Below are 26,430 nucleotides of genomic sequence, written 5' to 3'. Positions count from 1 at the left end.
AATGGACCATCCAATTCAAGGTTTAATGACAACAGCAATGCAGCATTTAAAACAAATGACTGATGTAAATACAATTGTTGGTGACCCAATTAAAGCGGCAGATGGAAGCGTAATTCTTACAGTTTCGAAAGTAAGTTTCGGATTTGCTGCTGGTGGAAGTGAATTTGGTAAAGTAGAACATTCAGGCCGTCATCCATTTGGCGGGGGAAGTGGTGGAGGAGTTTCTATTAATCCTGTTGCCTTTCTTGTTATAAATGGAGATGGTGTGAAAGTATTGCACTTAGATAAACAAACACACGTCATCGATAAAATAATTGAATTAGCGCCACAAGCTGTTGATAAAGTGAAAGAAATGATGGATAAACGAAAAGAAGATGATCCTGAATTTCAAATTTAACGAATAAAGAAGCTAATCAATAGGTTAGCTTCTTTAATTTTTTTGTAAATAAAGCGATTTTATTTGCATTATCGATAGGGACAAACTATCATTTACATTGTACATATTTTGTTTAAATAAGGGAGGATTTTCAAGTGGCAAACGTAACTTTTAAAGGTAATCCAATGACTTTAGTTGGAACAGAAGTTAAAGTTGGCGATCAAGCGCCAAACTTCCAAGTATTAGCAAACGACTTATCTCCAGTAAGTTTAGAAACATACAAAGGTGAAGTGAAATTAATTAGTGTTGTACCTTCAATCGACACGGGTGTGTGTGATGCACAAACTCGTCGTTTTAACCAAGATGCAGCAGGTATTGAAAACGCGAAAGTATTAACAATTAGCGCTGATTTACCATTCGCTCAAAAACGCTGGTGTGCAGCAAACGGTTTAGAAAATGTTGTAACACTTTCTGACCACCGCGACCTTTCATTCGGTGAAGCTTACGGCTTAGTAATGAAAGAGCTTCGTTTACTTGCTCGTGCAGTATTCGTAGTAGATAGCAATGACAAAGTAGTTTACGCAGAATACGTAAGCGAAGGTACAAGCCATCCAAACTATGAAGCAGCATTAGAAGCAGCTAAATCTGCGAAGTAATGTGAAGAGAATGACCTCTTATAAAGAGGTCGTTTTTTCTCATATATTGCTCTGTAAAAGCATCGATATATGAGAAAAAACGTTATATCATATATAACTAAAGGGGAGCTCTTTACAGGAGGTCGCTTTTTCTTTTTGGAAAAAATCACTTTGTGGTATGATATAAGTTATGTGTAAAAGAGAGAAGGAGGAGTGTACGTGAGTCAGACAGTAGAAACATTATTTTCTATTTTTGATTCTTCTGCGGTAGTTTTACGTAAAGAATTAGATGTAACATATTTAGAGGCGCTTGTAGAAACAGGTGATAACTTGTTTGAGGGAGCGATTTTACAAGAGGAATTATCCGAATCAGCAATTGAAAGGCTGAATCGTGAATATAGTACGTTTAATGAAGAAACATATAAAGGTGAAGAAATTCGTAAAGCATTTCAGTTAGCCATCTTAAAAGGAATGAAAGAAGGCGTACAAGCGAATCATGAAATGACGCCTGATGCAGTTGGAATGTTCATGAGTTACTTATTCCATAAATTTATGCAAGGTCAAAACGAGATCACAGTTTTAGATCCTGCAATTGGAACAGGTAATTTAATGACTACAGTGTTTAATAGCGCCAAAGAAGGACTAACAATGAGTGGATTTGGTGTAGAAGTGGATGAAGTGCTAATTAAACTTGCTTTAGTAAATGCAAATTTACAAAAGCATGCAATCGAATTCTTCCATCAAGATGGACTAGCACCACTTTATATCGATCCAGTTGATGCAGTCGTTTCAGACTTACCGGTTGGTTATTATCCAAACGAAATCGGTGCAAGTGAATATAAATTAAAAGCAGATGAAGGAATGTCGTATGCCCATCACTTATTTATTGAACAAAGTGTGAAACATACGAAAGAGGGCGGTTACTTATTCTTCTTAGTACCAAACTTCATTTTTGAAAGTGACCAGGCACCAAAATTACATGCATTTATTAAAGAAACATGCTTTATTCAAGGGTTATTACAGCTTCCTGTTTCCATGTTTAAAAACGAGAAAAATGCAAAAAGTATATTTGTTCTCCAAAAGAAAGGCGCTAATGTAACAATGCCAAAACAGGCGTTATTAGTGGAGTTGCCTAAATTCTCTAACATGAAGGCGATGGAAGACATTATGGATCAATTAAATACTTGGTTTGCAACACATAAATAAAGCTGGGTATATGTAACAGCATTAGTGATTCATGTAGTACAGTTTTATATAATATGTCATATTTTTAAATATATACAAGATTTAACTGAATTTTTTTGAAATCTGTAATATATATTTTTTCTTGGTGTTACAATTTTTTCACTTGAAATATATGTCGTACGATGTTTAAATTAAAATCGTGAGTATAAAATTTGCTAATGATGAAACGTTTTCATATTTGGTGAATTTGATCAGATAAAATCGAGCGGTTTGTGGAAACATCCACACAACTACCAAGAGAAAAAGGGGCGAAAGACTAGATGTCAAAAATCATCGCGATTAACGCAGGAAGCTCTTCCTTAAAATTCCAATTATTTGAAATGCCAAGTGAAACAGTATTAACAAAAGGTTTAGTAGAACGTATCGGTTTAGAAGATAGTATCTTCACTATTACTGTAGATGGCGAAAAACAAAAAGAAATTACAAACATTCCAGATCACGCAGTAGCAGTTAATATGCTTCTTAAAAAGTTAACTGAAAACGGAATCGTTAAATCTCTAGATGAGATTGGCGGTATCGGTCACCGTGTTGTTCACGGCGGCGAAAAATTTGCTGACTCTGTTTTAATTACTGATGAAGTATTAGCTGATATCGAAGAATTAAGCGATTTAGCACCACTTCATAACCCAGCAAACGTTGTTGGTATTAAAGCATTCCAAGAAGTATTACCAAACGTACCAGCAGTAGCAGTATTCGATACAGCATTCCACCAAACAATGCCGGAATCTGCATTCCTATACAGCTTACCATATGAGTACTATGAAAAATTCGGCATCCGTAAATACGGTTTCCACGGAACTTCTCATAAATATGTAACTGAGCGTGCGGCTGAATTATTAGGTCGTCCAATTGAAAGCTTAAGCTTACTTTCTTGTCACTTAGGTAACGGTGCAAGTATCGCAGCAGTAGAAGGCGGTAAATCTATCGATACTTCTATGGGCTTCACTCCACTTGCTGGTGTAACAATGGGTACACGTTCTGGTAACCTTGACCCTGCGTTAATTCCATACATCATGGAAAAAACAGGCCAAACAGTAGAAGAAGTAGTTAACGTATTAAACAAGAAGAGTGGTATGTTAGGTCTTACTGGTTACTCTAGTGACCTACGTGACATCATTGCGAAAGAAGAAGAAGGCGACCACCGTGCGAAAGTAGCACTTGATGTATTCGTAAGCCGTATCCACAAATACATCGGTTCTTACACTGCTCGTATGAAAGGTGTAGACGCAATCATCTTCACAGCTGGTGTAGGTGAAAACAGTGCGATTATTCGTGAGCGCGTATTAGAAGGCCTTGAGTACATGGGCGTATACTTCGATGCAAAACGTAATAACGTATTCGGTGAAGAAGCATTCATCAGCTTCCCACACTCTCCAGTAAAAATTATCGTAATTCCAACTGACGAAGAAGTTATGATTGCTCGTGACGTACTACGTCTTGGAGATATTGGTTAATATATGAAAAGAAAGACGAGATCCTATAGGATTTCGTCTTTTTTCTTTTGGATGTATTTTAAAACTCCATCTGGATATAATATTTTTTCTTTCTGAATGAATGCCGTAATAGGAATCCATTTCGCATACGCTACTGTTTCTTCATCTTGTATATTTAATATTTTCATTTCATATAGTGACGTGTCTAATAAACGCAAAGAATATAGTTGAATGATTTCATGACCAATGTCTCCATCGAGATGAAAGACATTTTCTAAACACCCTAAATAATTGGTGATTTCTATCTCCGTATGAAGCTCTTCTTTAAACTCCCGAATAACAGTATGTGCTGATTTTTCACCAAGTTCAATTGAACCGCCAAGAGGACGATAATATATTTCGCCTTCTGTATAATATTCTTGTACGAGAAGGCGATCTTGATGTACAGCAAGACCGAAAGCTTTTGCACGTGGATACATATAGAATCACTCCTTATTTGTTTTGTATAAGGACGATTATAATGTATGGTGTGATAAAAGTATCGTGTATTTAAGTGTGCGGTCTAACTGTAATTCCATCAAATAAGTCTTTCCAAAATGCTTCATTGTATTGGTATACATCCATAATAGGACATTTCATAACGCAAATACGTTGTAATCCCCAATCTTCTTGGGTGATAGTTGGTATATCGGCAGGAATTAGTAACAGGACAGAGAATGTATGTGTAACGATTTGAGATAAAATTTGTTCTAGGGAACATGCTTCTTCATATGTTCCTCCAGTTCGAATAAATAATATGGATTCTGCCGTTTCAATTGTAGCTAGAAAACGATTAATACGATGTTCATAGTTTAACTTAATTTCTGTATAAGAAGGCCAAGAAGTTGGTGTGTTTACATCTGTTTTAAAGTCATGACAGGAGTCAATTTCATAAAGGTTGTCCCTTAATCTTAATTTTGCATCATCATCCCAAAATGAGATGAAGGATAAATTTTCGAAATTTAAAAAGCGGTCAAATCGATTTTGTAATAATACATTCACTTTTTCTAATGAGGGACTTAGCATAAAATCAATAACGCCAAAAAATGGTGATAATTCTAATTGATATAATGCCCAAGCGGGCCAGCAGTTTTGTCCTAAGCTGAATACCGCATTATATTCTTTTTTTATATCGGATAGATTCATGTGATTTATCTCATCCTTTTTGTTAATATTTTATGCCATTCAAAAATGGTATGTGAATAAAGATAGACAAGCATATTTGCAAAGAATAAGCAGAAATATGTTACAATAGAAAAAAATCGAACGAGGTGGTTGTTACGATGCGATCGAAGCGAGAACAAGCCATTTTAGACAATATAAAAGAATGGGAAGCGCAATTAGTTGAGCAAGAAGCGACCGATTTTCAAAAAGTGTTTGATAAATGGTTACATACTACAGTTGCGAAATTACCTGAGAAAAAGCGAAAAGAATTCTTCACGAAAGCAGATGGATGGCTCTTTCATTTGCATGCATTTATTCAAAGTTCACAAGCACAGTTAGATGCACGTAATCGGATTTTAGGAACATCAAGATTATTTGATGAATCGATTGAACAGCTTGAAGATTTGAAAGCATTATCTATTGATCAATTAACATACATAGCAGAGCAGCAAACAGCACGTCATCGTCTATATTCATTTGTACAAGGCGGGGCAACAGGTGCTGGAGGTTTATTATTATTAACGGCGGATTTTCCGGTTATGATCGCGTTAAATGTGAAGGCAGTCCAACTTATTGCAACATCATTTGGACATGATGTGAACAAGCCGTATGAAATGATGCTTGCGTTAAAGGTGTTTCATGCGTCATTACTACCAGGAAGACTTCAGCAATATGCATGGTACAATTTATTGCAAGAGCTGGAGCAAGAAGATTCGTTCTTTTACGAAGGAGACGAAGCAGTGCTACAAACAGCTTCTACTGAGGTTGTGTTAAAACAAATTTTGAAGACATTTTCGATTTATGCTCTTCGTCGTAAATTATTCCAAGGTATACCGGTAATTGGAATGGCAATTGGATCTACAGTGAATTATCGTTTAACAAGAAACGTTACTGAATTTGCAAATAGATTTTATCAAGTGCGCCATATAGTCGAGAAAGAAAAAAGAGCATAAAAAAGCGAGAGGCCGAAGCCTTTCGCTTTTTTAATTTGTTGCATGTTTTTGGGACATTGGAACAGATACTGGCTGCTTTTCTGCTGTTTTTTCTGTTTTTGGATAATAAATTAAATCCAATGTTTTTGCCTGTACGGCAATCGAAAGAATAGTAAAAGCAATTTCTGTCCAATTTAAATAATATAATGAAAGCGCAAGAACAATCGCGTCAAAGACGAAGAAAATTTGCCCAATTGTAAAACGAGTTCGTTTACTTAATACAATTGTTAAAATATCGTCTCCACCGGTTGCACCGCCAAATCGTAATATAAAACCGAGTCCAATACCAGCTAACGCACCGCCAACTACTGCAGCTATAAATAAGTTATTTGATAAATCTACCGTAAATGGAGAATAATTTTCCATAAAGGAATAAAATACTCCGAATGAAATTGAACCTAGGAATGAATAACCAACCATTTTTCTACCTAAAAATGAAGCGCACAGTAAAATAATTGGGATATCCATTAATACAGTTGAAATAGATGGTGAAATATCATAAAAGTTTTGAATGAATAGTGCAATTCCTACAAATCCACCTTCTGTTAAGTGGTTTTGGAAGTGAATGTGATATAGCGCTGCTGCTAAAATAAATGAACCGATTAAAACCATAAAAATTTCTTTAATAATTTGCCGACTTTGGATGTTCCTCATCGTTATTCCTTCTTTCCGTAGTTAGTAGTCCTTTTTGTGTTGTAAACTAACTACGAGCTCACATGTAGCTTTCAGTTAGTTTACGAAAAAACTAACTACGCTATATGTCGCTGAAGAAATAACGAATAATCCTCTCGTCCATCAATTCTCCCTACCTTCGTTTTAGTTTAAGTCTTAAAACGACTAAACAAAACGTGGAGTAGGATTCGTCATTTAGCAATCCTGCTCTTCTTTGTTTTGTTTAGTTAGTAACAATTAAGTCCTAAACAAAACGCTATGTGTAAGAAGAGTCTTTTTTTTGCCAAATTATCCTTCGGGCAATCATAATTTCCCCACTCTCGTATTTTTTTCGCTAGACTAAAGTATCTGAGCTGAAAAATACGCTACGTGTATGATTCGTCAATACGATGCCACATGCTCCTTCGAGCGATCATGATATCAAAATCCCTTCCTTCAAGATTTATACTATTATATCATACTTTTAAAAAATGTATGCGGATGGAAACCGACAATAAACGGAGGGAATCTACAAAAAATGTTATGTTTAAATATTTTTGTAGAAAAGCCTAAGTTATTTCGGAGGATTGGACAGTTTATAACGGTTTGTCCAATAAGTAAGAAAAAAGGGTTTTATTCCGTTGTGTTCTTTTCATCACTTTTATCTTTAAAAAACGCATCCCAACTAATTACACTTAAAAAAGTTAAAGTGATAATAACGAAAGCACGCATAATTTTTAAACCTCCTTTTGTACATAGTATATGAATCATTCGATTCAGAATGTGTAATTTTTTTACAAGTCTTAACTATTATGAGAGTATATTAATATAGATAGATGAAGGGGAGAGTGAAGGTATGCTAAAAGACATGTTCAAAAGAAAAGAATTAATATGCATTTCATGTCAGAAAAAAATTCAATATGAAGAAGAGCTTGTTGCTTTTGTAAAGTTGCCGAAAGAAAGAAGTATATTAGTTGGTCCATTCGATGTATGTTTGGCGAAAACAGCACAAGAAATATATTGTAAATCATGTTATGACAAAAAAAGCATGACCCAAAGTTATTGAGGGGCATGCTTTTTTCATTGGTGTGCTTTCCCCTCAGATACATTTTGAGTGAGTCGATACCAAAGCCAAAGGTCATTAATGATGGAAGCAAGATCGGCAATTTCTGAATTTAGTTTACAAGAAACTTCGAAGTCTTCTTCGTTATTTAAATAATGTTGTTTTGTATTAATATAGTGCTCAAGTTCTTTTATACGATCAGGAATTTTCCCGCGAACTTGTTCCCATTTTAGTAAAATAGCATGTTGCATTTTTTCGGGGATTTCTTCCCAGTCTTCTTGTAAATGTGGAATTTCAATTCCTAGATGTTCATCGTATAAGAAATACTTTTCCATAAGTTCACCCCCGTTTTCCTGCTTATATTGTACATAAAAACAGAAAGAAGTTCGACGAAATTGTTTGAAAAAATTTGAAAATGACTCTTGATACATTTTGTGAAAGGTGGTAAAGTGTGAATTATTATAAAAGAAAATGAATATTTATTCTTTAGGGGGATGCAAAATGGAGAAGAAAAAAGTTGTATTAGCATATTCCGGAGGTCTTGATACTTCCGTTGCAATTAAATGGTTACAAGAGAAGAATTATGATATTATCGCGCTTTGTTTAGACTTAGGGGAAGGTAAAGACTTAGCATTTGTAAAAGAAAAGGCACTTTCAGTAGGTGCAATTAAATCATATATGATTGATGTTCAAGAAGAATTTGCAAACGAATATGCATTGATGGCGATGCAAGCACACACATTATACGAAGGGAAATACCCTCTTGTCTCTGCATTATCTCGTCCGCTTATTGCGAAGAAATTAGTAGAAATCGCAGAACAAGAAGGCGCAACTGCAGTTGCACACGGATGTACAGGGAAAGGAAATGATCAAGTTCGTTTTGAAGTTTCTATTCAAGCATTAAATCCTTACTTAGAAGTGATTGCACCTGTACGTGAATGGAAGTGGTCACGTGAAGAAGAAATTGCCTATGCAAAAGAAAACGATGTACCAATTCCGATTAATTTAGATAGCCCGTTTTCAATCGATCAAAACTTATGGGGACGCAGCAACGAATGTGGAATTTTAGAAGATCCATGGGCAGCGCCGCCAGAAGATGCATATGAGATGACATTGGCATTAGAAGATACACCGAATAAACCAGAGTTTGTAGAAATCGGATTTGAAGCAGGCGTACCGACTACTTTAAATGGCACTGCATATTCACTTGCAGAATTAATTAAAACGTTAAATGCGCTTGCTGGAAAACACGGCGTTGGACGTATTGATCACGTAGAAAATCGTCTTGTCGGTATTAAATCTCGTGAAGTATACGAATGCCCAGCAGCAATGACGTTAATCACTGCGCATAAAGAGTTGGAAGATTTAACACACGTAAAAGAAGTAGCACATTTTAAACCAGTGATTGAACAGAAAATAACAGAACTTATTTATAATGGTTTATGGTTCTCGCCTTTAAAACAAGCGCTTCATGCATTTTTACAAGAAACGCAAAAGAATGTAACAGGTACAGTGCGTGTGAAATTATTTAAAGGTCATGCGATTGTAGAAGGACGTAAATCTGAATACTCTTTATACGATGAAAAATTAGCAACATATACTGCTCAAGATGAATTTAATCATGATGCAGCAGTTGGATTCATTTCATTATTCGGTTTACCGACGAAAGTATACAGCCAAGTGAATCAAAAGAAGGTGGAAGCGTGAGCAAACTTTGGGGCGGACGTTTTACAGAAGAAGCGGAAGCATGGGTTGAAGAGTTCGGAGCATCCATCTCCTTCGATCAACAATTAGTAAATCAAGATATAAATGGGAGTATGGCACACGTAACGATGCTAGCAAAGCAAGGCATCGTTACGCAAGAAGAAGCAGAGAAAATAAAGATAGGTCTTCAATATTTATTGAAAGAAGCAAAAGAGAATAAGCTACAATTTTCAGTAGAAGCAGAAGATATTCATTTAAACATCGAAAAAATGTTAATTGAACAAATTGGCGAAGTAGGAGGAAAACTTCACACTGGCCGAAGTCGTAATGATCAAGTAGCGACAGATATGCATTTGTATTTAAAAGAAAAGGTAGAACATATTATAAAAGCTACAAAGCAATTGCAAACTGTTCTTGTTCATCAAGCAGAAAATAATATTGAAACCATTATGCCTGGCTATACGCATTTGCAACGTGCTCAGCCGATTTCATTTGCTCATCATATTCTCGCTTACTTTTGGATGTTAGAGCGTGATGTGAATCGTTATGAAGATTCGTTAAAACGTATTAACATTTCGCCATTAGGAGCAGGAGCGTTAGCTGGAACGACATTCCCCATTGACCGAGAGTATAGTGCGGAGCTTCTTGGATTTAATGGAATCTATGAAAATAGTTTAGATGCAGTAAGCGATCGTGATTTCATACTGGAGTTCCTAAGTAACTCCTCTATGCTTATGATGCACTTATCACGCTTTTGCGAAGAACTTATTTTATGGAGTAGCCAAGAGTTTCAATTTATTGAAATGAGCGATCAATATGCAACGGGAAGCAGCATTATGCCGCAAAAGAAAAACCCGGATATGGCGGAACTAATCCGTGGTAAAACAGGCAGAGTATACGGTAATTTATTCAGTTTACTCACAGTAATGAAAGGATTACCGCTCGCTTACAATAAAGACTTACAAGAAGATAAAGAAGGAATGTTTGATACAGTTAAAACAGTAGAAGGATGCCTTCATATTATGGCGGGCATGCTTGAAACGATGACTGTAAACAAAGAAAAAATGGGGCAAGCTGTGACGCAAGATTTCTCCAACGCAACAGAAATTGCTGACTATTTAGCGAACAAAGGACTACCATTCCGTCAAGCTCATGAAATTGTTGGAAAGTTAGTGCTACATTGCACACAAAAAGGAATTTATTTATTAGATGTCTCGCTTGAAACATATAAAGAAATGAGCTCCTTATTTGAAGAAGATTTGTATGAAGTGCTGTCACCATATGCAGCTGTAAAGCGTCGTAACAGTGCTGGCGGGACTGGGTTTGAACAAATCAAAAACGCTTTGGAGAAGGCGAAGGGGTTAACGAAAGAAGTTATTAAGAGTTGAGTTGGGAAGTACGCCAGTCTAGTAAAGTCTGGCGTACTTTATTTTTTACTAGCATTTAAGTTAAAATGTAGTAAAAAATAACAATTTAGGGGAAGTCTATGAAAAAAATAGTGTTGATCATTGTACTGTTAATTAGCTTAATTGCAAATGCTAAAGTGTTTCTTTTGGACAAATATATGTATGTTGGTGAAAAAGAAAAGCGAGAAGAAGCGGTTATCGCAACGATGTGGCATTTACAAGATAAAGGATATAAAGAAAGTGATATTTTATATATAAAACCGGCCTTTTATAGCAAAATGGATTCGTATGGTATGAATGTACAGTTTAAAGATGAACCAAATGAATCATATACATATAGAGTTTTAAAAGATGCGAAAACAAATAAACTAACTGTACACCAAGATAGCAATGAGTCTGGTGGTATGGGCGGGAAACATCAAGAGCTTAAATAAAGAAAGAAAACGACTGATGGCATTCGCCTGCAGTCGTTTTCTTTTAATCATACTTATGTCGATCTTCCGTAATTCGAATATACTCAATATCCATCAAATCACGAAGTAATGCACCATTACTTAGTTCAACGCCGTGCTTCTCTTTAAAATGAGTGCGAATCGTATCTAGCATTTCAATTTCTTTGCCGTTCACATCTAAAATAATGCGTTCAGAATCATCCATATAGCATCCTCCTTTTTTACACATATATATTTTGTCCGTCTATTTCTAAAAAATGTATGTTAACGTAATGTTAGGAAATAAGAAAGGGATGGAAAATGAGACGTATTTATTTTATAGGGCTAATTTTGTACACATTCATTGTATTACATGTTGCATTCCCAAATATCTTTTCATTTGAGGATTTAGAAACAGTACACGTTGCGATATTTATTTTTGCTCTATTTGTAGTAGATTGCTTTATTTCTATATGGCTTTCGAAAAGAAAAGATATACAAGGCAAAAAAGAAATGGAACGGAAAAAGAGAAAACGTTCCTTTTGGATGATGACATACTGTTTGTCTTTAGTGCTTACTGCTGCTTTTTTTAGTGAACATATTCCATTAGAAAGAGTAAATATTGGATTTGGAGCATTCGTATTCGCATACTATTTTTTTATGCACTTTCTTCCTTATATGAAAGAAAAGCGAGGAGAAGAGGAAAATCCGCTTATAGAAGAAGCGAAAGAACAAGAGCATAAGAGAATAGAAGGGGATATAAAGAAACTTGGAGAACAAAAGTGGTATTTAAAATCAAAAATCATATACGTTCTTTGCTTTATTACGCCGCCAATTGGTTATTTGTATGTTTTCTTATTTCGTAAAAAAATGACAGAAGGTGCAAGGCGAACGTACTTAACGGTTGCGACGATTATGATGGCATTATGGTCTTTGAAGTTTCTTCCGCCTTATGTGTTGGCAATTACCGTTGTTGTCGTAGCATGTCTTTTGTTTATAGTGAAGTTTATAAAATGAAAAACACCAAGCCTATGTGGACTTGGTGTTTTATCTATAAATTAAAGCTCACCTTGCTCTTCATCACCACGAACAACAAGGACATCGCATTTCGCATAGCGAATAATATGTTCAGAGACGCTACCAATTAGGAAACGCTCAACAGCATTTAAACCAGTCGCACCACACATAATTAAATCTACTTTATGGTTTGGAGCGATTTCTTTTGAAATTTTTGATTTAGGATTACCGAATTCTAATACAGTTTCAATTTTTTCAAGACCAGCTTCAAGCGCAGTTTTTTTGTAGTCTTCTAATAGGTCTTCTGCAAATAGATTTGCACGTTCCGCAATTGCACGGCTATAAGCTTCTACTGCTGAGTATGCTTTTACATCAACGATATGAGCAATTGTTAATGTTGCATTGTTGCGCTTTGCGACTTGAATTGCTTTTTTAAAGGCTTTTTCTGCTTCTTTAGAACCATCCACCGCGATTAAAATATTTGTATATGTATTATTCATAGTAAATTCCTCCCAATCTGTTTTATAACTGTTTACAACTTAATTATAAAACAAATTTTGGTAACGTGCTTGCCAGAAACGTTACAGAATTTTGAAAACTCTGTTTCAATTCATTTTAGTTGTAATTGGAGCGAGAACTTGTTACATATGAAGTATAGCAATTTAAAAGGGGGCAGTTTTGTGAGACATGCGCTCATTACAGCCGGTACGAAAGGTTTAGGAAAGCAAGTAACAGAAAAGTTATTGGCTAAAGGCTATTCAGTAACAGTAACGTACCATAGCGATATCACGGCTATGGAAACGATGAAAGAAACATATAAAGATGTGGAAGAGCGTCTACAATTCGTGCAAGCGGATGTCACGAAAAAGGAAGATTTACATAAAATAGTAGAAGAAGCGATGAGCCGTTTTGGCAAAATTGACTTTTTAATTAATAATGCTGGTCCATATGTATTTGAACGAAAAAAGTTAGTTGATTATGAAGAAGATGAATGGAATGAAATGATTCAGGGAAATTTAACAGCGGTATTTCATTTATTAAAACTTGTCGTTCCGGTCATGAGAAAACAGAACTTTGGCCGTATTATTAATTACGGATTTCAAGGGGCGGATAGTGCACCGGGATGGATTTATCGTTCAGCTTTTGCCGCAGCGAAAGTAGGACTTGTTTCATTAACGAAAACAGTTGCTTATGAAGAAGCGGAGTATGGTATCACTGCGAACATGGTATGTCCTGGTGATATTATTGGCGATATGAAAGAGGCAACTATTCAAGAAGCACGTCAGCTGAAAGAGCATAACACACCGATTGGTAGATCTGGAACAGGTGAAGATATTGCAAGAACCATTTCGTTTTTATGTGAGGACGATTCCGATATGATTACCGGTACAATTATTGAAGTGACTGGTGCAGTGGATGTTATTCATAGACATCGATAGAATAAAATAAGATGAAGTTTCGAATAATTGGACAGTTTATCCATTGTGCTGAGAGGTGCGGATAATACTGTCCTTTAATATAAAATTAAATCTATCGGAAAACTCGTGTTATTTTTTTGTCAAATATTGAGATATTATGTTAAAATATAAGAGCGTAGAAAGCGCTTTAAAAAATGATTCAGGGGTCATTTCATAACTCAAGGGGGAACTAATCATGCGTATCGGTATTCCAACAGAAATTAAAAACAATGAAAACCGTGTGGCAATGACGCCAGCGGGAGCAGTACATTTAGTACAAAATGGTCACGAAGTTTTTGTTCAAAAAGGAGCAGGTTTAGGATCTGGCTTTACAGATGAAGAATACGTACAAGCTGGTGCGAAACTTGTAGAAACTGCTGAAGAAGCATGGAATCAAGATATGGTTATGAAGGTAAAAGAGCCAGTAGCAAGTGAATACGGCTATTTCCGTGAAGGCTTAATCTTATTCACATACTTACACTTAGCTCCAGAACCAGAATTAACGAAAGCATTAATCGATAACAAAGTTGCATCAATCGCATACGAAACAGTACAATTAGACAATCGTTCTTTACCATTACTTGCACCTATGAGTGAAGTGGCTGGTCGTATGTCTGCACAAATCGGTGCACAATTCCTTGAGAAAAACAAAGGCGGTAAAGGTATTTTACTTGCAGGCGTTCCAGGGGTAAAACGCGGTAAAGTAACAATCATTGGCGGTGGTCAAGCTGGTACAAACGCAGCTAAGATTGCAGTAGGTTTAGGTGCAGATGTAACAATCATTGACTTAAGTGCAGAACGTCTTCGTCAATTAGATGATATTTTCGGTAACCAAGTAAAAACATTAATGTCTAATCCATACAACATTGCAGAAGCTGTTAAAGAATCTGACCTTGTTATTGGAGCAGTATTAATTCCGGGTGCAAAAGCGCCAAAACTTGTAACTGAAGAAATGATTCAATCAATGGAACCAGGTTCTGTCGTTGTAGATATCGCGATTGACCAAGGTGGTATTTTCGAAACAACTGATCGTATTACAACTCATGACAACCCAACTTACGAAAAACATGGCGTTGTTCATTATGCAGTTGCTAATATGCCAGGTGCAGTTCCACGTACGTCAACTCTTGCGTTAACAAACGTAACAGTACCATATGCAGTACAAATTGCTAACAAGGGCTACAAAGAAGCTTGCTTAGGCAACACTGCATTATTAAAAGGTATTAACACATTAGATGGTTATGTAACATTCGAAGCAGTTGCGGAAGCTCACGGCTTACAATACGCTGATGCAAAAGAGCTTCTTGAAAAAGCTCCTGCTTTATCATAATAGAAATACATTTGAGACCTTCCTTTTCGTGAGGAGGGTCTTTTTTATATGGAGAAATAACATGTGAATAATTGTTATTTATTGGTGTAAATCGATTTTTATTATGATAATTTAGAATTATATAATAAAAAGAGGGGATTCGATGGGGAGCAAAAAGAGGAAGAAAAAACAGGCAAAGAGACAAAGGTATATAAAGAACAAAAAGGAACAGAACATACCTTTTTCACAAAAAGTAGTCATTACGATAGAGAAAACATTTCGGTATATTTGTATGGCTCTGTATGTAATTTTGTGTATGTATTCATTTGGAGTGTTTTACAGTTTTGGGATAACTCCCAATATTATTGAGAGCATTCTAGAATTTATACTTGTTGTAATAGAATTAGCCTTATTCGTTATACTCTTTGCTACAGTATGGCCTAGTCATGAAAGTAAAAAAGATAGAAAAAGAAGCAAAAAATCTTCATACGCTTCAAGCTCATCAAGTGGATTCGGTGACTACAGTAGCAATGACTGTAGTAGCTCAAGTGATGGTGGAGGAGATTGCGGAGGTGGTGGAGATTAAGTTAGTTTTTTAGAAGAACGACTAATGAAAGGATGGGACGAAAGATGGAGACTGTGAACTTAATAGAATTAACAAAGGATATTAAAGATCAACATAAAAACTTCGTCGTTTCAAATATAAACAGTCATTGCTTACGAATCGCTGTATTTACTGGTGAATATGATTGGCACTATCATTCTAATTCGGATGAATTATTTATTGTGTTAGAGGGAGAATTACTTATTGATTTTGAAGATGGAGAAACAGCGGTTTTAAAGCCAAATGATTCAATCTTAATTCCAGCATGTAAGATTCATAGAACGAGAGCATTAAAGAGAACTGTAAATCTTTGTTTTGAACATATAGAGGCGGATACGATTAAAGTGGAGCAATTATGAAAAAATTATCCGTAGCCGAGTATAGAAAAATCCTTCCGATTTTAGAAAGTCATACAAAAACGACGACGTTTGCTTATGCGGTATGTGATCAAGTGATAGATGGTGAGGTTTTTGCAAACGAGAAATTAACAGCAGGATTAATTATTACAGCTAACGGTATCTATTATTTATTTGGTGATACTGATGATCAAAATTATAACGAAGAGTTATTTTCATATTTAAAAACAGCTATTGAAAAAACAGAGAAGAGATTTACACTCTTTACTTCAAGTGAAGATTGGGAAATGATGTTAGAAGAGCGTTTTAGTAATACACTTCGGAACATCCCGCGAATGAAATTTCAAAGAGTAACCTTTGAGGAGAGAAAACGAGATTTTAACAAAAATACATATGAAGTGAAGCGTATTGATAGAAGAGATATAGAGCGAAGCAGTGAATTTAAAGAGGAGTACTACAAAGAATATTGGGGATCAAAAGAAACGTTTTTGAATAGTGGTTTTGGATTTTGTATAGAACAAGATGGGATAATTGTAGCTGAATGTGTCTCGATATTTAGCGGGAATGGTTATGCTGAAATAGATATTGCAACACATGAAGCGCATCAAGGGAAAGGATTAGCTCAAGCTGTTGCAACACGGTTCATTGAACATTGCATGCAAAATGATATTATACCGAGCTGGGATTGTTATGTAGACAATATTCCTTCGCGAAAATTAGCTAGTAAATTAAGTTTTTATCATCCAATAGAATACAGTTTGTTTGTACGTAAGAAAACGGGGGAAGAAAAATGAATGTAGAATTAACGAGATTTAAAGTTAAGCCTGGTAAGAGTCATCGAGTAAATGAATGGATGCAGCTTCTGAATGACAATATGAAAGAAGTACTTTTGACATTAAACGACGAAAAGATGTACGTTGAGACAATTTTCCGGGAAATAAGAGATGGAGAAGAGTACTTATATTGGTATTCTGTGCAAGGAGAAGGTGGGGCTCTTGTCGAAAATTCTCATTATGAAATTGATAAAAAGCACTTGGAATTTTGGTATGAGTGTATTGATGAAGAAGCACCCTCTGTTGATATGAAAACAGAAGTCGTTATGATTCAAGATGTTGTGAAGGACGCGATGAAATAATAGATTGGTATTTTATAACCGTAAAATGGTCATCTTTTTGGTTGGAATATATATTATTGGAGATGCTGTAGGATGAGAATTAGTAATAAATATATCACTCTCGATGAAATAGAAGTAATAAGAGAACCTTTAAATAAATTGCATGAATATCATAATAATACATCAAGGCATTTTTCTGGTGACTATCCAAGAATGACATTTGAGGAACGTATTGAAATTTATAAACAAAATTCAAAGTATGGAGAGTATAGAATTGAATTATTAGTTGAGGCGGAAACAGATAATATATTAGGATGTTGTATAGCGTATAGCAAAAGTGTAAACGGAAAGATTGAAGTTTTATTCGTTGATGAAAGATACCGAAGAAACGGATTTGGTTTGAAATTAATGAATAGTGCAGTGGAATGGTTTAAAGCGAAGAAGATAGATGAAATTGAATTAACAGTAGTGTACGGAAATGAAGCTGTATCGTTTTATGAAAAGCTGGGGTTTTATCCTCGTTCAATTATTATGGAAACTAAGTCATAACGATAGTATGGAGAGAGATGAGTGAGAGTTTTTGTTTCAAAAAAGTGATTTATATGTTAATAAAATATATGTGAAGGGCGCATCAAAATAGATGTGCTTTTTATTATGATAAAAATGTAGAACAGCTGTATTTGGATATCTTTAAGTAAAAATAAAAGGGATATTAAGAATCTTTTAGGACAAACTATAAAGAAATAAAAAACACCAAACCAAAAGACCTACCAATATACGGTGTAGTCGTAACAGGCAAAACAGAGGATTTACAAAGTTTACAAGGAGCACCATATATTAAGGCTGCTGTAAGAGGTGTAACAGTTGAGAAATATTGATTACAAGCAATTAATGTGAATAATCAGAAAATTTATGTTATAATATGGGAAAAGGAGGTTTATATGAGGCAAATACATGGAGCAATTTATATTTACATAACAATGTTTTTCGTGGCGGTATCCTATGGATTGGGGCACGTGTATTCGCATCCTATACTAACTTTTTTAAGCGGAGCATGTATGGCGTTTGCGCTTCTTGTCCACCTTTTCTCAGTTTGGATCGTGAAATTTCAATTAAATATTAGTGAAATAGAAGAAGGCACTTTTTGAGTGGCCTTCTTTTTTTAATAATATTTTGGAAGTTCTTGTAGCAATTTTTCAATTTCGCATTCTGTTTCTTCGCATATAGAAAGCTTGCGCAGTCTGAAAAATAAGCTGCGTAAGAAAGATTTTATATTTCCGTATAGAAACTCGTATGATTCAATATGTAATGTTTGTTTTTGAACGGGTAATTGAGCTACTAAATCACGAAGGGCTAATATGAGTGCTTCTTCCTTTAAGCCATTTTGTAGCATTGCGACAATCGGATAAACGATACGTTCATCTTCTTCATATTTGTAATAGATGGAATGAACACAAACTTTGTTTAATAAAGTTTGTAATATTTCTTCGTAATATAAAGTTTCCAGTTTAGGACTATTCACAAGCGCCTCAAATGTATCAGAAGCATGAGCGATACTATGTGCCCAGCCGTGTTTTTGCACATATCCCCGGAAATCATGTTCGTTGTTCATATATAGAATTAGTTGATCTTTTACATTTGAAATATCAGTCTGTGATAAGAAATTATGATTTGTATCAGCATCAATAATGAGGGCGATTAATAATGTTGTAAATGCTCGGGTAAATACCGCATCTTCATCATCTGAATGAATCTTATACAATAAATATTTTTCACCGATGCTTTCTAATAATAGTTTCTGTAATTGTGTGTGTGAAAGATATTCCTTCTTGATGAGATGAAAAAAAGTAGAGTAGATGAGTTTGTCCCTTAAATAGCTATCAGTATCGCCAATTTGCTCAAGCATATTGGAACTTAAAGAATCAATGTTAAGTGTGTTATCCAGTATGTAATTATTATTACGAATTTCTTCTAACTGTTGTTGTAACATATAAACCCCATATTTTAGAAAATTCTGTATTTTAATAGTATAATAGAAGGAAGAAATAGACAATAAATAAGTGCATTTGAATGGAGGGGCATGATGAAGAGAGCGTTATTCTTTTTCATTAGTATTTTCTTTTTAGGAAGCTGCTCGATTTGGTATTTTACTTTTTCTAGCGAGAGCAAAAGTTGGACTGGACAATATAAAGGGCATATTAAGGATGACAGTGAAGATGGAATGTTTACGTTTCAATATAAGGGCGGGGATGGAAAGACAGAATTTAAAAACTTAGAGATTGCTATTAATGGAGCCTTTAGTACAATGACACAAACGTCAGAAGTTCATAGAGGAGCAAAGGTTGAAATGAAGTCTTCTTGTGTAAGTTGCGCGCCTGTCTCTAAAGATGAACCTATAGAAGTTGTGATTAAATGGGATGATAAGTATGAGGAGAAGATGGTGTTAAATTTGAAATAGCCTAGAGTAAGGAGTTAAAAATGAATAGGCATATGAAAATTGTTATGTTTTTAAGTGTATTTCTAGTCGTATTATCAGCGTGTGATACAAAACAAGTAGAGCAAGTAACGGTAAAAGAAGTACCTAAAGAAGGGTATATCATATTAAGAAATGACACGATGTTTTTTGCCGATGATAAAACGGTTGAAACAAAAGTAGAGTTGCAACATTATATAGAACAACAAATGAATAAAGAGCATCCAGCACATATAGTCTTGAGCTTTAAGGACAAAGACGCATATAAACAGTTAAAAACAGGGGATAAAATAAAAGTATGGTTTTCTCAAATACTTGAAAGTTATCCAGCAAAAATGATTGTAGAGAAATTTGAAATAGTAGGGAAATAGAAAAAGGCAGCACTCCCGCTGCCTTTTTCTATTATTTTACAAATTGTAACTCTTTCGGGAATTTCGTTAAAATTTCTGATCCGTCTTTTGTGATGTAAATATCATCTTCAATACGAACGCCACCTACGTTTGGTACGTAAATACCAGGTTCGATTGTGAAGACCATACCTTCTTTTAATGGAGACTCGTTACCAGCTTTTACATCTGGATATTCGTGTACGCTAATTCCAAGTCCGTGACCAAGTCGGTGTGGGAAGAAGTCTCCGTAACCTGCATCTGCGATAACAGAACGAGCAGCGTTGTCGATTGCGCCAAGTGTAACACCTGGTTTACATGCTTCAACTGCTTGTAGTTGTCCAGCAAGTACAGTGTTGTAAATACGAGTTTGTTCTTCAGAAATCTCGCCGAATGCCACTGTACGTGTAATATCAGAGCAATAACCGTCAATGATTACGCCTAAATCAAATAGTACGAAATCACCGCGTTTCATTTTGTTTGCGCCAGGAATACCGTGTGGAAGAGCTGAGTTCGCACCTGCTAATACCATCGTATCAAATGACATTTTATGTATGCCTTTTGTTTTTAATTCGTGTTCAATAATTGCTAATACTTCTAGTTCACTACGATCTTCTTTAATTGCATTTACACCAACTTCAACAGCATAGTCCGCCATTTTAGCTGCTTCGCGTAAAATAGAAAGTTCTTTTTCATCTTTAATTAAACGAAGTTCGCGAACTTTCTCCTCAGCTGATTTGAAAGCTGCATTTGGGAATAATTTCGTTAATTCTTCGTAGCGCTCTACGTTTAAATGTTCTTTTTCAATTGCAACTGCATTTGCATTGATGCCGCGGTCTTTAATTGCTTTTGCAATCATATCCCATGGTCTGTCAGTATCAGTAAATCCGATAATTTCATGTGCCCAGCCAGCGTTACGTGCTTGACCTTCTTCCATTTTAGGGCAAATTAAAATAGGTTCTTTTTCTTGGAATACAAACATACCAAGTAATCTTTCGTGTGGTTCACAGTGGAAGTTTGTCATGTAGAAGACGTTTGGTGTAGAAGTTAAGAACGCAGCTTCTACGTTTTTTTCTTTTAGCCATTGCATTAAATTTTCTAATCTAGCATTCATCGATTGGCACCCCCGAGATATTTAATTACAAATATAACTTTAACTCGGAAGAAAGCGTTATGACAAGTAAATAGATGTTAGAAAAGACAGGGAATTGAAAAATCATGTAGAATACAAAGTGAGAATGTGAACAGGGGAGGAATGTAATAATGAAAGTATCTTATCATGGACATTCAGTTGTGAAAATTGAGGCGAATGGAAAAGTTATTTTAATTGACCCGTTTTTAACAGGTAATCCGAAAACAGATTTAAAAACTGAAGATGTAAAAGTGGATGCAATTCTTTTATCGCATGGACACGGTGATCATGTTGGAGATACAGTAGAACTTGCGAAGAAAAATAATGCAGTTGTTGTAGCGCCATTTGAACTAGCAACATTTTTAAGTTGGCAAGGTGTAAATACACACCCGATGCATATTGGTGGTTCACATGAATTTGACTTCGGAAAAGTGAAGTTTACACAAGCATTCCACGGCTCTAGTTATATTGATGAAGAAAATAAGACGATTACATATACAGGTATGCCAGCAGGTATTTTATTTACAGCAGAAGAGAAAACTGTATACCACGCAGGAGATACTGCACTATTCTCTGATATGAAGTTAATTGGGGAATTAAATAAAGTTGATCTAGCATTTTTACCAATTGGTGATAATTTCACAATGGGGCCAGAAGATGCTGTACTAGCGGCAAAATGGATTAATGCGAAAACTGTTGTACCGATGCATTACAATACGTTCCCAGTTATTGAACAAGATCCATATCAATTTGTAGAAAAGCTACAAAATTGTACAGGGAAAGTATTAGAAGCTGGAGAAAGTATTACACTATAGAAAAGAAACCCTTCATTTGAAAAGAAAAGTGAAGGGTTTTTTACGTGTGTAGGACAGCTTTTAATGTTTGTATTTGTTTTGGTGATTCTTCTCTTTTGGTACGTGGTTGTTCAGGTGTTTCATTCAATTCCATTGCAACTTTTTTCCCATCTACGAAAGCTAAAAATACAGCACCTACAACCTCTAAAAGTTTTTTCATCATGTGTTCGCTCCTTTGTTTTATTTCTTGTCTTAATTGTATAGGCAATTAAGTGGGCGAACTATCGAATGAGATGACAATAGCATTACATTGTTGTAATAGAATGACTGGTGGAATGTAAGCGTCATTTTGTTATAAAAAAAATAGTACAGGTATGCAAAGAGAGAGTGTAACAGTTTTGAAAATATAGTATACTAAAAGTACAACACATGAAGAATTTAGGGAAAAGAAAGTATGGTGAAACCATTTGGCTACCAAGCATAACCAAATTTTAGAACATATTAATAGCCTGCCAGTAGGCCATAAAATTTCTGTAAGACAAATTGCGAAAGATTTGAGTGTAAGTGAAGGGACCGCTTACCGTGCAATTAAAGATGCAGAAAATAAAGGATATGTTAGTACAATTGAACGTGTCGGAACAATTCGAATTGAACAAAAGAAGAAAGAGAATATCGAAAAACTGACATATGCAGAAGTCGTTAACATTGTCGACGGTCAAGTACTTGGAGGCAGAGAAGGACTACATAAAACATTAAATAAATTCGTAATCGGAGCTATGAAATTAGAAGCGATGATGCGCTATACAGAAGCTGGGAATTTACTCATTATTGGTAACCGTACCAATGCACATGAATTAGCGCTAGAAACTGGAGCCGCTGTATTAATTACGGGCGGATTTGATACGGAAGATCATGTGAAGAAATTAGCAGACGAATTAAAGCTGCCGATCATTTCAAGTAGCTACGATACATTTACGGTCGCAACGTTAATTAATCGTGCAATTTATGACCAACTTATTAAGAAAGAAATTGTACTCGTTGAAGATATTTTAACGCCAATTGAAGAAACGTTATATTTAAAGCCGAGTGATACAGTACAGCAATGGCATGCATATAACGAAGAGACAATGCACGGAAGATATCCAATTGTCGATGAAAGTAACAAAGTACTAGGAATCGTAACTTCAAAAGATATGATCGGAGTAGCGAAAGAAACACCAATTGATAAAGTAATGACAAAACACCCAATTACAGTGAACGGTAAAATGTCTGTCGCAGCTGCGGCACGTATGATGGTGTGGGAAGGAATTGAATTACTTCCTGTCGTTGAGGAAGGAAACAAACTGCAAGGTATTATTAGCCGTCAAGATGTACTTCAGGCACTGCAAATGATTCAACGTCAGCCACAAGTTGGAGAAACCATTGATGATATTGTAACGAATCAATTTATGACACCAAAAGAAGCGAAGAATGAGCATCTATATCAATTTTCGGTGACGCCGCAAATGACGAACTCAATCGGGACGTTATCGTACGGTGTATTTGCAACAATTGTGACAGAAGCGACAAATCGCGTCATTCGTGCGCAAAAGAAAAGTGATTTAATTGTTGAAAACTTAACGATTTATTTCGTAAAGCCGGTTCAAATTGATAATGTTGTATCTGTTCATCCGAAAGTATTAGAAATTGGACGTAAATTTGGTAAGGTCGATGTAGAGGTGCATCATGAAGGTAATGTTGTTGGAAAAGCATTACTTATGGTTCAGTTAATCGATAAATAAAAAGATGGAACAAATCGTTTTGATTTGTTCCATCTTTTTTTGTTGTTTTAAATTTGAAAGGCATGATTTTAGATGGGAGTTTTAGTGAAATATGTATGGGATGGAGTGGAAAAGTAATGTGAGAAAAGACGGAATAATAATTCAATTCAGTTGTATATTGTGTTATGATTATATTGTAAGAAAATGGAATCGCGAGAGGTGGTATGCATTATGTCGTCAGCCGTACTCTTTTTTGGTAGTATCGCACTATTTTACTTTCTTGTAATGATACCGATTCAATATTTATATTTACAAGGTTTACATGAAAAAAAGGAAAAGACAGGATTATCTCAGCGAGAGCTATATGAAAAAATGTCTTTTGGAGAAGAACAATTACATTTTCACGTACAAGGGAACCCATTTAATATACCATCTGCGTTTGTTGCGTATATGATTTTGAAAGTTAAGGGACGTAAAAAAGCATCACAATATTGATGCTTTTTTACGTTGCTTCATAGACTTCAGCTTCTTTAACTGCTAATGGCAAGAAATGTTTGTATTGGCGAAACCCGTTAAATACACTTGCACTACCAAATAGAACGAATAAAACACCAACGATAATACGAGCGGTTGAAAGTTCTAAAAAGAATTGGTTTATCCCGAAAAATAAAACGAATGAACCGAGTGCCATTGCGGATTTTCCTGAGAGCCAACCTTTCTCCATTGGGCGGTTTGTACGAAAGTATTTTGTTTTGTAAAAGAGGTACAACATAAATGAGACGATAATACAGAAGACTAATACTGGCATAATGAACACTCCCATCGCTTTGTGAAAAATAATAGAAAAGAAAAAGAAATATCTAAACTTTCTAACTTTTATTATAAAGCAATTGTTCGCATGTATGAAATACTTTCCGTTATAATGGAGGATAAAGTGAAGAAGTTGATTAAAAAGGAGATTATACATATGCATGAGCAAATTTTAGGAGCAATTAAAGAGTTTGATACAATTATTATTCATCGCCACGTGCGTCCGGATCCAGATGCGTTAGGTTCACAGGGTGGTCTTGGTACAATTCTACAAGAATCGTTTCCAGAGAAAAATATTTATACGGTTGGGTATAATGAGCCGTCACTAGCATACTTACGAGTAATGGATGATATTGAAGATAGTGTATACGAAAATGCGCTTGTTATTGTTTGTGATACTGCGAATCAAGAACGTGTTGACGATCAACGCTATACAAAAGGGAAGATGTTAATTAAAATTGATCATCATCCAAATGAAGATCCGTATGGAGATATTACGTGGGTAGATACGACAGCGAGTTCTACAAGTGAAATGATTTATGAGTTTTATAACTATGGAAAAGATAAAGGATTAAAAATAACAAAAGAAGCAGCCCGCCTTATTTTAGCAGGAATTGTTGGAGATACAGGTCGTTTCTTATTCCCGAATACGACAGCAAAAACACTTCGTTACGTAAGTGAGCTTGTTGACATGGGTGTGAAATTCACAGATTTATACAATGAGATGTATAAGACAAAAGAAAAAATTGCTCGTTTAAACGGTTATATTTTACAAAACTTTACGATGGTAGAAGAAGGAGCAGCTTACATTAAATTAACGAAAGAAGTATTAGAAGAGTTTGATGTACTTCCTTCTGAAGCATCTGGTGTTGTTGGAGCGCTTGGCAATATTGATGGATTAAAGGCGTGGGTTCTATTTTTAGAGGAAGACGACGTAATTCGTGTTCGTCTTCGTTCAAAAGGACCAGTTATAAACAAATTAGCAATGCAATATAACGGCGGGGGGCATCCGATGGCTTCTGGTGCGAAGGCATCTTCTTGGGAAGAAGCGGATCGTCTTTTTGCTGATTTACGTGAGATTTGTAAATAAGAGACTATATGTTAGAACGAAAAGAAGGAGCGGCGCTAAAGCCCTCCTTCTTTATTTTTCTTTCTCTATAGTAATGCTAATTTCAAGCACTGTATCAAAAGATATTGTATCGACTTTAAAACGGTATAGCCGATCGTAATGTTTGTACGTTTTATTTTCGATTACCTTTTTAAGTAGGTCTTTATTTTTTGCGATACTTTGAATGTTTTTCGTTAAAAGATGTTGGAGGTCATTATGGATAGATGTAGTCATATTTTCGAGTGTGAGATTGTCTAAATCGTATTTTTCTCGATTGATAAGTTTTATTTTAATCTCTTGAATGGTTAAGAGCCGTTTATTTTCAGTGTTCAATTTTTCTTGATCTTCGAGAAGGACGTGGAGCTTTGCTTCTTGTTTTTCTATAATTTCTCTTTGTTCTGCTATTTTACTAGCTTGTTCTTCTTGAAAAACACCGTATATGTACAAAAAAATAAACCAGCTCAACACGCCTCCAACAGCAGCCCCAGCTAATACTAAGTACCATCTTTTTGCTGTATTGGCACTTGGTACTCTCATACATGTTCCTGCGTTAGCCATTTAATAATAATGAGACCTGTTTGCATACCACCAGTTGCGAAAAAAATAAGGAGAATTTGCTTTACGATATCTTTCATATCTCCGCCAAAGAAACTTCTTTCAAAGCTATAAAAGGTATCGAATGTTCCGCCGATTGCTGCAACGAGTGCCCAAATTCTTAAATTTTGGGCGAATTGATTAATGTAAGTTAGAGCTGGTTTTCCGATAAGAAACGCACCAAATCCACCAATTAATGAACCGCCAAGTATAACCCCAAAGGCAATAAAATAACTAATAATAAGCAGAGAGAAAAAAGTATGTTCTCTTACATCCATCGTCATTCCCCTTTCTTCTTCATATATATGGACAAAGTATAAGAAGTATGTTTTGATTTCCGCTTTCCTCATCACCTATAATAAAAGTAGTCAAATAGG

The 26,430-nt window shown here is 35.3% G+C and carries 36 protein-coding genes and 1 pseudogene; 25 read left to right on the top strand and 12 right to left on the bottom strand.

Features of this window, described 5'->3' with window-relative positions; translation table 11 throughout:
• Nucleotide 1 precedes the first annotated feature (1 nt).
• From ytfJ to ackA, 4 genes are all read left to right on the top strand, one after another.
• Complete coding sequence (ytfJ, locus tag DN401_RS06640; RefSeq protein ID WP_000350003.1) at nt 2-397, top strand: GerW family sporulation protein; 396 nt, start codon at nt 2-4, stop codon at nt 395-397.
• A 134-nt stretch (nt 398-531) separates the two neighbouring features.
• Entirely contained in the window at nt 532-1,032 is a 501-nt protein-coding gene (gene tpx / locus DN401_RS06635) for a thiol peroxidase (protein WP_000024525.1), read from the top strand.
• Nucleotides 1,033-1,230: 198 nt separating this feature from the next.
• Nucleotides 1,231-2,217, top strand: coding sequence for a class I SAM-dependent methyltransferase (locus tag DN401_RS06630; protein ID WP_000084367.1), 987 nt, complete (start codon nt 1,231-1,233; stop codon nt 2,215-2,217).
• Nucleotides 2,218-2,516: 299 nt separating this feature from the next.
• The gene (gene ackA / locus DN401_RS06625) at nt 2,517-3,710 is read left to right on the top strand and encodes an acetate kinase (RefSeq protein WP_000034575.1); all 1,194 of its coding nucleotides are present in this window, start codon (nt 2,517-2,519) and stop codon (nt 3,708-3,710) included.
• A 23-nt stretch (nt 3,711-3,733) separates the two neighbouring features.
• Here the strand turns inward: ackA and DN401_RS06620 are convergent, their stop codons facing one another.
• On the bottom strand, nt 3,734-4,168 hold the full coding sequence (locus DN401_RS06620) for an NUDIX hydrolase (protein ID WP_000283500.1): 435 nt from the start codon (nt 4,166-4,168) through the stop codon (nt 3,734-3,736).
• Nucleotides 4,169-4,238: 70 nt separating this feature from the next.
• Entirely contained in the window at nt 4,239-4,874 is a 636-nt protein-coding gene (locus tag DN401_RS06615) for a DUF1796 family putative cysteine peptidase (RefSeq protein WP_001053729.1), read from the bottom strand.
• Nucleotides 4,875-5,011: 137 nt separating this feature from the next.
• Between DN401_RS06615 and DN401_RS06610 the strand changes: the two genes are divergently transcribed.
• A complete protein-coding gene (locus tag DN401_RS06610) occupies nt 5,012-5,845 on the top strand; it encodes an EcsC family protein (RefSeq protein WP_001256853.1) in 834 nt (277 codons plus the stop codon).
• 30 nt (nt 5,846-5,875) lie between these two features.
• Here DN401_RS06610 and DN401_RS06605 read toward each other — a convergent pair whose 3' ends face one another.
• Nucleotides 5,876-6,538, bottom strand: a complete 663-nt coding sequence (locus tag DN401_RS06605; RefSeq protein WP_149287633.1) for a YitT family protein — start codon at nt 6,536-6,538, stop codon at nt 5,876-5,878.
• A gap of 853 nt (nt 6,539-7,391) precedes the next feature.
• Between DN401_RS06605 and DN401_RS06600 the strand changes: the two genes are divergently transcribed.
• Nucleotides 7,392-7,601, top strand: a complete 210-nt coding sequence (locus DN401_RS06600) for a hypothetical protein (RefSeq protein ID WP_000910274.1) — start codon at nt 7,392-7,394, stop codon at nt 7,599-7,601.
• Between the two features lie 14 nt (nt 7,602-7,615).
• Here DN401_RS06600 and DN401_RS06595 read toward each other — a convergent pair whose 3' ends face one another.
• Nucleotides 7,616-7,933, bottom strand: coding sequence for a hypothetical protein (locus DN401_RS06595; RefSeq protein ID WP_000417218.1), 318 nt, complete (start codon nt 7,931-7,933; stop codon nt 7,616-7,618).
• Between the two features lie 166 nt (nt 7,934-8,099).
• Here DN401_RS06595 and DN401_RS06590 point away from each other — a divergent pair, with 166 nt between their 5' ends.
• From DN401_RS06590 to DN401_RS06580, 3 genes are all read left to right on the top strand, one after another.
• Nucleotides 8,100-9,305: an argininosuccinate synthase gene (locus DN401_RS06590; RefSeq protein ID WP_000412315.1), complete on the top strand. Its 1,206-nt coding sequence runs from the start codon at nt 8,100-8,102 to the stop codon at nt 9,303-9,305.
• Entirely contained in the window at nt 9,302-10,690 is a 1,389-nt protein-coding gene (argH, locus tag DN401_RS06585) for an argininosuccinate lyase (protein ID WP_149287632.1), read from the top strand. Before DN401_RS06590 ends, argH begins: the two co-directional genes overlap by 4 nt.
• 98 nt (nt 10,691-10,788) lie before the next feature.
• Nucleotides 10,789-11,142 carry a DUF3139 domain-containing protein gene (locus tag DN401_RS06580; protein WP_000725032.1) on the top strand — a complete coding sequence of 118 codons (354 nt, stop codon included), beginning with the start codon at nt 10,789-10,791 and terminating at the stop codon, nt 11,140-11,142.
• A gap of 43 nt (nt 11,143-11,185) precedes the next feature.
• On the opposite strand, the gene DN401_RS06575 is transcribed toward DN401_RS06580, so the two are convergent.
• The gene (locus DN401_RS06575) at nt 11,186-11,365 is read right to left on the bottom strand and encodes a hypothetical protein (RefSeq protein WP_000342760.1); all 180 of its coding nucleotides are present in this window, start codon (nt 11,363-11,365) and stop codon (nt 11,186-11,188) included.
• A gap of 95 nt (nt 11,366-11,460) precedes the next feature.
• Here DN401_RS06575 and DN401_RS06570 point away from each other — a divergent pair, with 95 nt between their 5' ends.
• Nucleotides 11,461-12,156, top strand: a complete 696-nt coding sequence (locus DN401_RS06570; protein ID WP_149287631.1) for a hypothetical protein — start codon at nt 11,461-11,463, stop codon at nt 12,154-12,156.
• Nucleotides 12,157-12,197: 41 nt separating this feature from the next.
• Here the strand turns inward: DN401_RS06570 and DN401_RS06565 are convergent, their stop codons facing one another.
• Entirely contained in the window at nt 12,198-12,656 is a 459-nt protein-coding gene (locus DN401_RS06565) for a universal stress protein (protein WP_001066673.1), read from the bottom strand.
• Between the two features lie 147 nt (nt 12,657-12,803).
• On the opposite strand from DN401_RS06565, the gene DN401_RS06560 reads away from it, so the two are divergent.
• The 9 genes and pseudogenes from DN401_RS06560 to DN401_RS06520 all read left to right on the top strand — a co-directional run bounded on the left by DN401_RS06560 (nt 12,804) and on the right by DN401_RS06520 (nt 18,144).
• Nucleotides 12,804-13,595 carry an SDR family oxidoreductase gene (locus tag DN401_RS06560; RefSeq protein ID WP_002024902.1) on the top strand — a complete coding sequence of 264 codons (792 nt, stop codon included), beginning with the start codon at nt 12,804-12,806 and terminating at the stop codon, nt 13,593-13,595.
• A gap of 214 nt (nt 13,596-13,809) precedes the next feature.
• The gene (ald, locus tag DN401_RS06555; RefSeq protein ID WP_001219403.1) at nt 13,810-14,943 is read left to right on the top strand and encodes an alanine dehydrogenase; all 1,134 of its coding nucleotides are present in this window, start codon (nt 13,810-13,812) and stop codon (nt 14,941-14,943) included.
• 142 nt (nt 14,944-15,085) lie between these two features.
• The gene (locus tag DN401_RS06550; protein WP_000534945.1) at nt 15,086-15,508 is read left to right on the top strand and encodes a hypothetical protein; all 423 of its coding nucleotides are present in this window, start codon (nt 15,086-15,088) and stop codon (nt 15,506-15,508) included.
• Between the two features lie 44 nt (nt 15,509-15,552).
• Nucleotides 15,553-15,885 carry a cupin domain-containing protein gene (locus DN401_RS06545; protein ID WP_000450925.1) on the top strand — a complete coding sequence of 111 codons (333 nt, stop codon included), beginning with the start codon at nt 15,553-15,555 and terminating at the stop codon, nt 15,883-15,885.
• The gene (locus DN401_RS06540; RefSeq protein WP_000736743.1) at nt 15,882-16,676 is read left to right on the top strand and encodes a GNAT family N-acetyltransferase; all 795 of its coding nucleotides are present in this window, start codon (nt 15,882-15,884) and stop codon (nt 16,674-16,676) included. The genes DN401_RS06545 and DN401_RS06540 overlap by 4 nt, the downstream gene beginning before the upstream one ends.
• Nucleotides 16,673-17,017, top strand: a complete 345-nt coding sequence (locus DN401_RS06535; RefSeq protein WP_001100217.1) for a DUF6176 family protein — start codon at nt 16,673-16,675, stop codon at nt 17,015-17,017. The genes DN401_RS06540 and DN401_RS06535 overlap by 4 nt, the downstream gene beginning before the upstream one ends.
• 72 nt (nt 17,018-17,089) lie before the next feature.
• Nucleotides 17,090-17,545 carry a GNAT family N-acetyltransferase gene (locus tag DN401_RS06530; protein WP_001222930.1) on the top strand — a complete coding sequence of 152 codons (456 nt, stop codon included), beginning with the start codon at nt 17,090-17,092 and terminating at the stop codon, nt 17,543-17,545.
• Nucleotides 17,546-17,712: 167 nt separating this feature from the next.
• A pseudogene (locus DN401_RS06525) lies at nt 17,713-17,874 on the top strand (anti sigma factor C-terminal domain-containing protein); the annotation flags it as partial.
• Nucleotides 17,875-17,937: 63 nt separating this feature from the next.
• Nucleotides 17,938-18,144: a hypothetical protein gene (locus DN401_RS06520; protein WP_001248908.1), complete on the top strand. Its 207-nt coding sequence runs from the start codon at nt 17,938-17,940 to the stop codon at nt 18,142-18,144.
• A 14-nt stretch (nt 18,145-18,158) separates the two neighbouring features.
• On the opposite strand, the gene DN401_RS06515 is transcribed toward DN401_RS06520, so the two are convergent.
• A complete protein-coding gene (locus DN401_RS06515; RefSeq protein WP_000941475.1) occupies nt 18,159-18,986 on the bottom strand; it encodes a DUF2785 domain-containing protein in 828 nt (275 codons plus the stop codon).
• 93 nt (nt 18,987-19,079) lie between these two features.
• Here DN401_RS06515 and DN401_RS06510 point away from each other — a divergent pair, with 93 nt between their 5' ends.
• Together DN401_RS06510 and DN401_RS06505 are read left to right on the top strand one after the other, a co-directional pair.
• On the top strand, nt 19,080-19,454 hold the full coding sequence (locus DN401_RS06510) for a hypothetical protein (RefSeq protein ID WP_000816718.1): 375 nt from the start codon (nt 19,080-19,082) through the stop codon (nt 19,452-19,454).
• A 20-nt stretch (nt 19,455-19,474) separates the two neighbouring features.
• Nucleotides 19,475-19,840, top strand: a complete 366-nt coding sequence (locus tag DN401_RS06505; RefSeq protein ID WP_001079377.1) for a DUF3221 domain-containing protein — start codon at nt 19,475-19,477, stop codon at nt 19,838-19,840.
• A 31-nt stretch (nt 19,841-19,871) separates the two neighbouring features.
• On the opposite strand, the gene pepQ is transcribed toward DN401_RS06505, so the two are convergent.
• Nucleotides 19,872-20,969 (bottom strand): Xaa-Pro dipeptidase, encoded by a 1,098-nt coding sequence (pepQ, locus tag DN401_RS06500; protein ID WP_000994026.1) that lies wholly within the window; start codon nt 20,967-20,969, stop codon nt 19,872-19,874.
• 149 nt (nt 20,970-21,118) lie between these two features.
• Here pepQ and DN401_RS06495 point away from each other — a divergent pair, with 149 nt between their 5' ends.
• On the top strand, nt 21,119-21,802 hold the full coding sequence (locus tag DN401_RS06495) for a metal-dependent hydrolase (RefSeq protein WP_000868927.1): 684 nt from the start codon (nt 21,119-21,121) through the stop codon (nt 21,800-21,802).
• Between the two features lie 40 nt (nt 21,803-21,842).
• On the opposite strand, the gene DN401_RS29745 is transcribed toward DN401_RS06495, so the two are convergent.
• Nucleotides 21,843-22,004, bottom strand: a complete 162-nt coding sequence (locus DN401_RS29745) for a hypothetical protein (RefSeq protein ID WP_179953571.1) — start codon at nt 22,002-22,004, stop codon at nt 21,843-21,845.
• 244 nt (nt 22,005-22,248) lie between these two features.
• Here DN401_RS29745 and DN401_RS06490 point away from each other — a divergent pair, with 244 nt between their 5' ends.
• Both DN401_RS06490 and DN401_RS06485 read left to right on the top strand, forming a co-directional pair.
• Nucleotides 22,249-23,562 carry a CBS domain-containing protein gene (locus DN401_RS06490; protein WP_000201572.1) on the top strand — a complete coding sequence of 438 codons (1,314 nt, stop codon included), beginning with the start codon at nt 22,249-22,251 and terminating at the stop codon, nt 23,560-23,562.
• A 210-nt stretch (nt 23,563-23,772) separates the two neighbouring features.
• A complete protein-coding gene (locus DN401_RS06485) occupies nt 23,773-24,036 on the top strand; it encodes a DUF3949 domain-containing protein (RefSeq protein WP_000093045.1) in 264 nt (87 codons plus the stop codon).
• Nucleotides 24,037-24,043: 7 nt separating this feature from the next.
• Here DN401_RS06485 and DN401_RS06480 read toward each other — a convergent pair whose 3' ends face one another.
• On the bottom strand, nt 24,044-24,349 hold the full coding sequence (locus DN401_RS06480; RefSeq protein WP_001144776.1) for a YtpI family protein: 306 nt from the start codon (nt 24,347-24,349) through the stop codon (nt 24,044-24,046).
• Between the two features lie 159 nt (nt 24,350-24,508).
• On the opposite strand from DN401_RS06480, the gene DN401_RS06475 reads away from it, so the two are divergent.
• Nucleotides 24,509-25,441, top strand: a complete 933-nt coding sequence (locus DN401_RS06475) for a DHH family phosphoesterase (protein WP_000545136.1) — start codon at nt 24,509-24,511, stop codon at nt 25,439-25,441.
• 51 nt (nt 25,442-25,492) lie between these two features.
• Here DN401_RS06475 and ytrI read toward each other — a convergent pair whose 3' ends face one another.
• Entirely contained in the window at nt 25,493-25,996 is a 504-nt protein-coding gene (ytrI, locus tag DN401_RS06470) for a sporulation membrane protein YtrI (RefSeq protein ID WP_001265736.1), read from the bottom strand.
• The gene (locus DN401_RS06465; RefSeq protein ID WP_002005839.1) at nt 25,993-26,406 is read right to left on the bottom strand and encodes a YtrH family sporulation protein; all 414 of its coding nucleotides are present in this window, start codon (nt 26,404-26,406) and stop codon (nt 25,993-25,995) included. The genes ytrI and DN401_RS06465 overlap by 4 nt, the downstream gene beginning before the upstream one ends.
• Nucleotides 26,407-26,430 lie beyond the last annotated feature (24 nt).

Origin of the sequence: Bacillus sp. BF2-3, from assembly GCF_008368795.1 — a bacterium.
Lineage (GTDB): Bacteria > Bacillota > Bacilli > Bacillales > Bacillaceae_G > Bacillus_A > Bacillus_A cereus.
The sequence above is the reverse complement of the archived record's forward strand: the minus strand, read 5'-3'. Positions and strand labels throughout refer to the sequence as shown.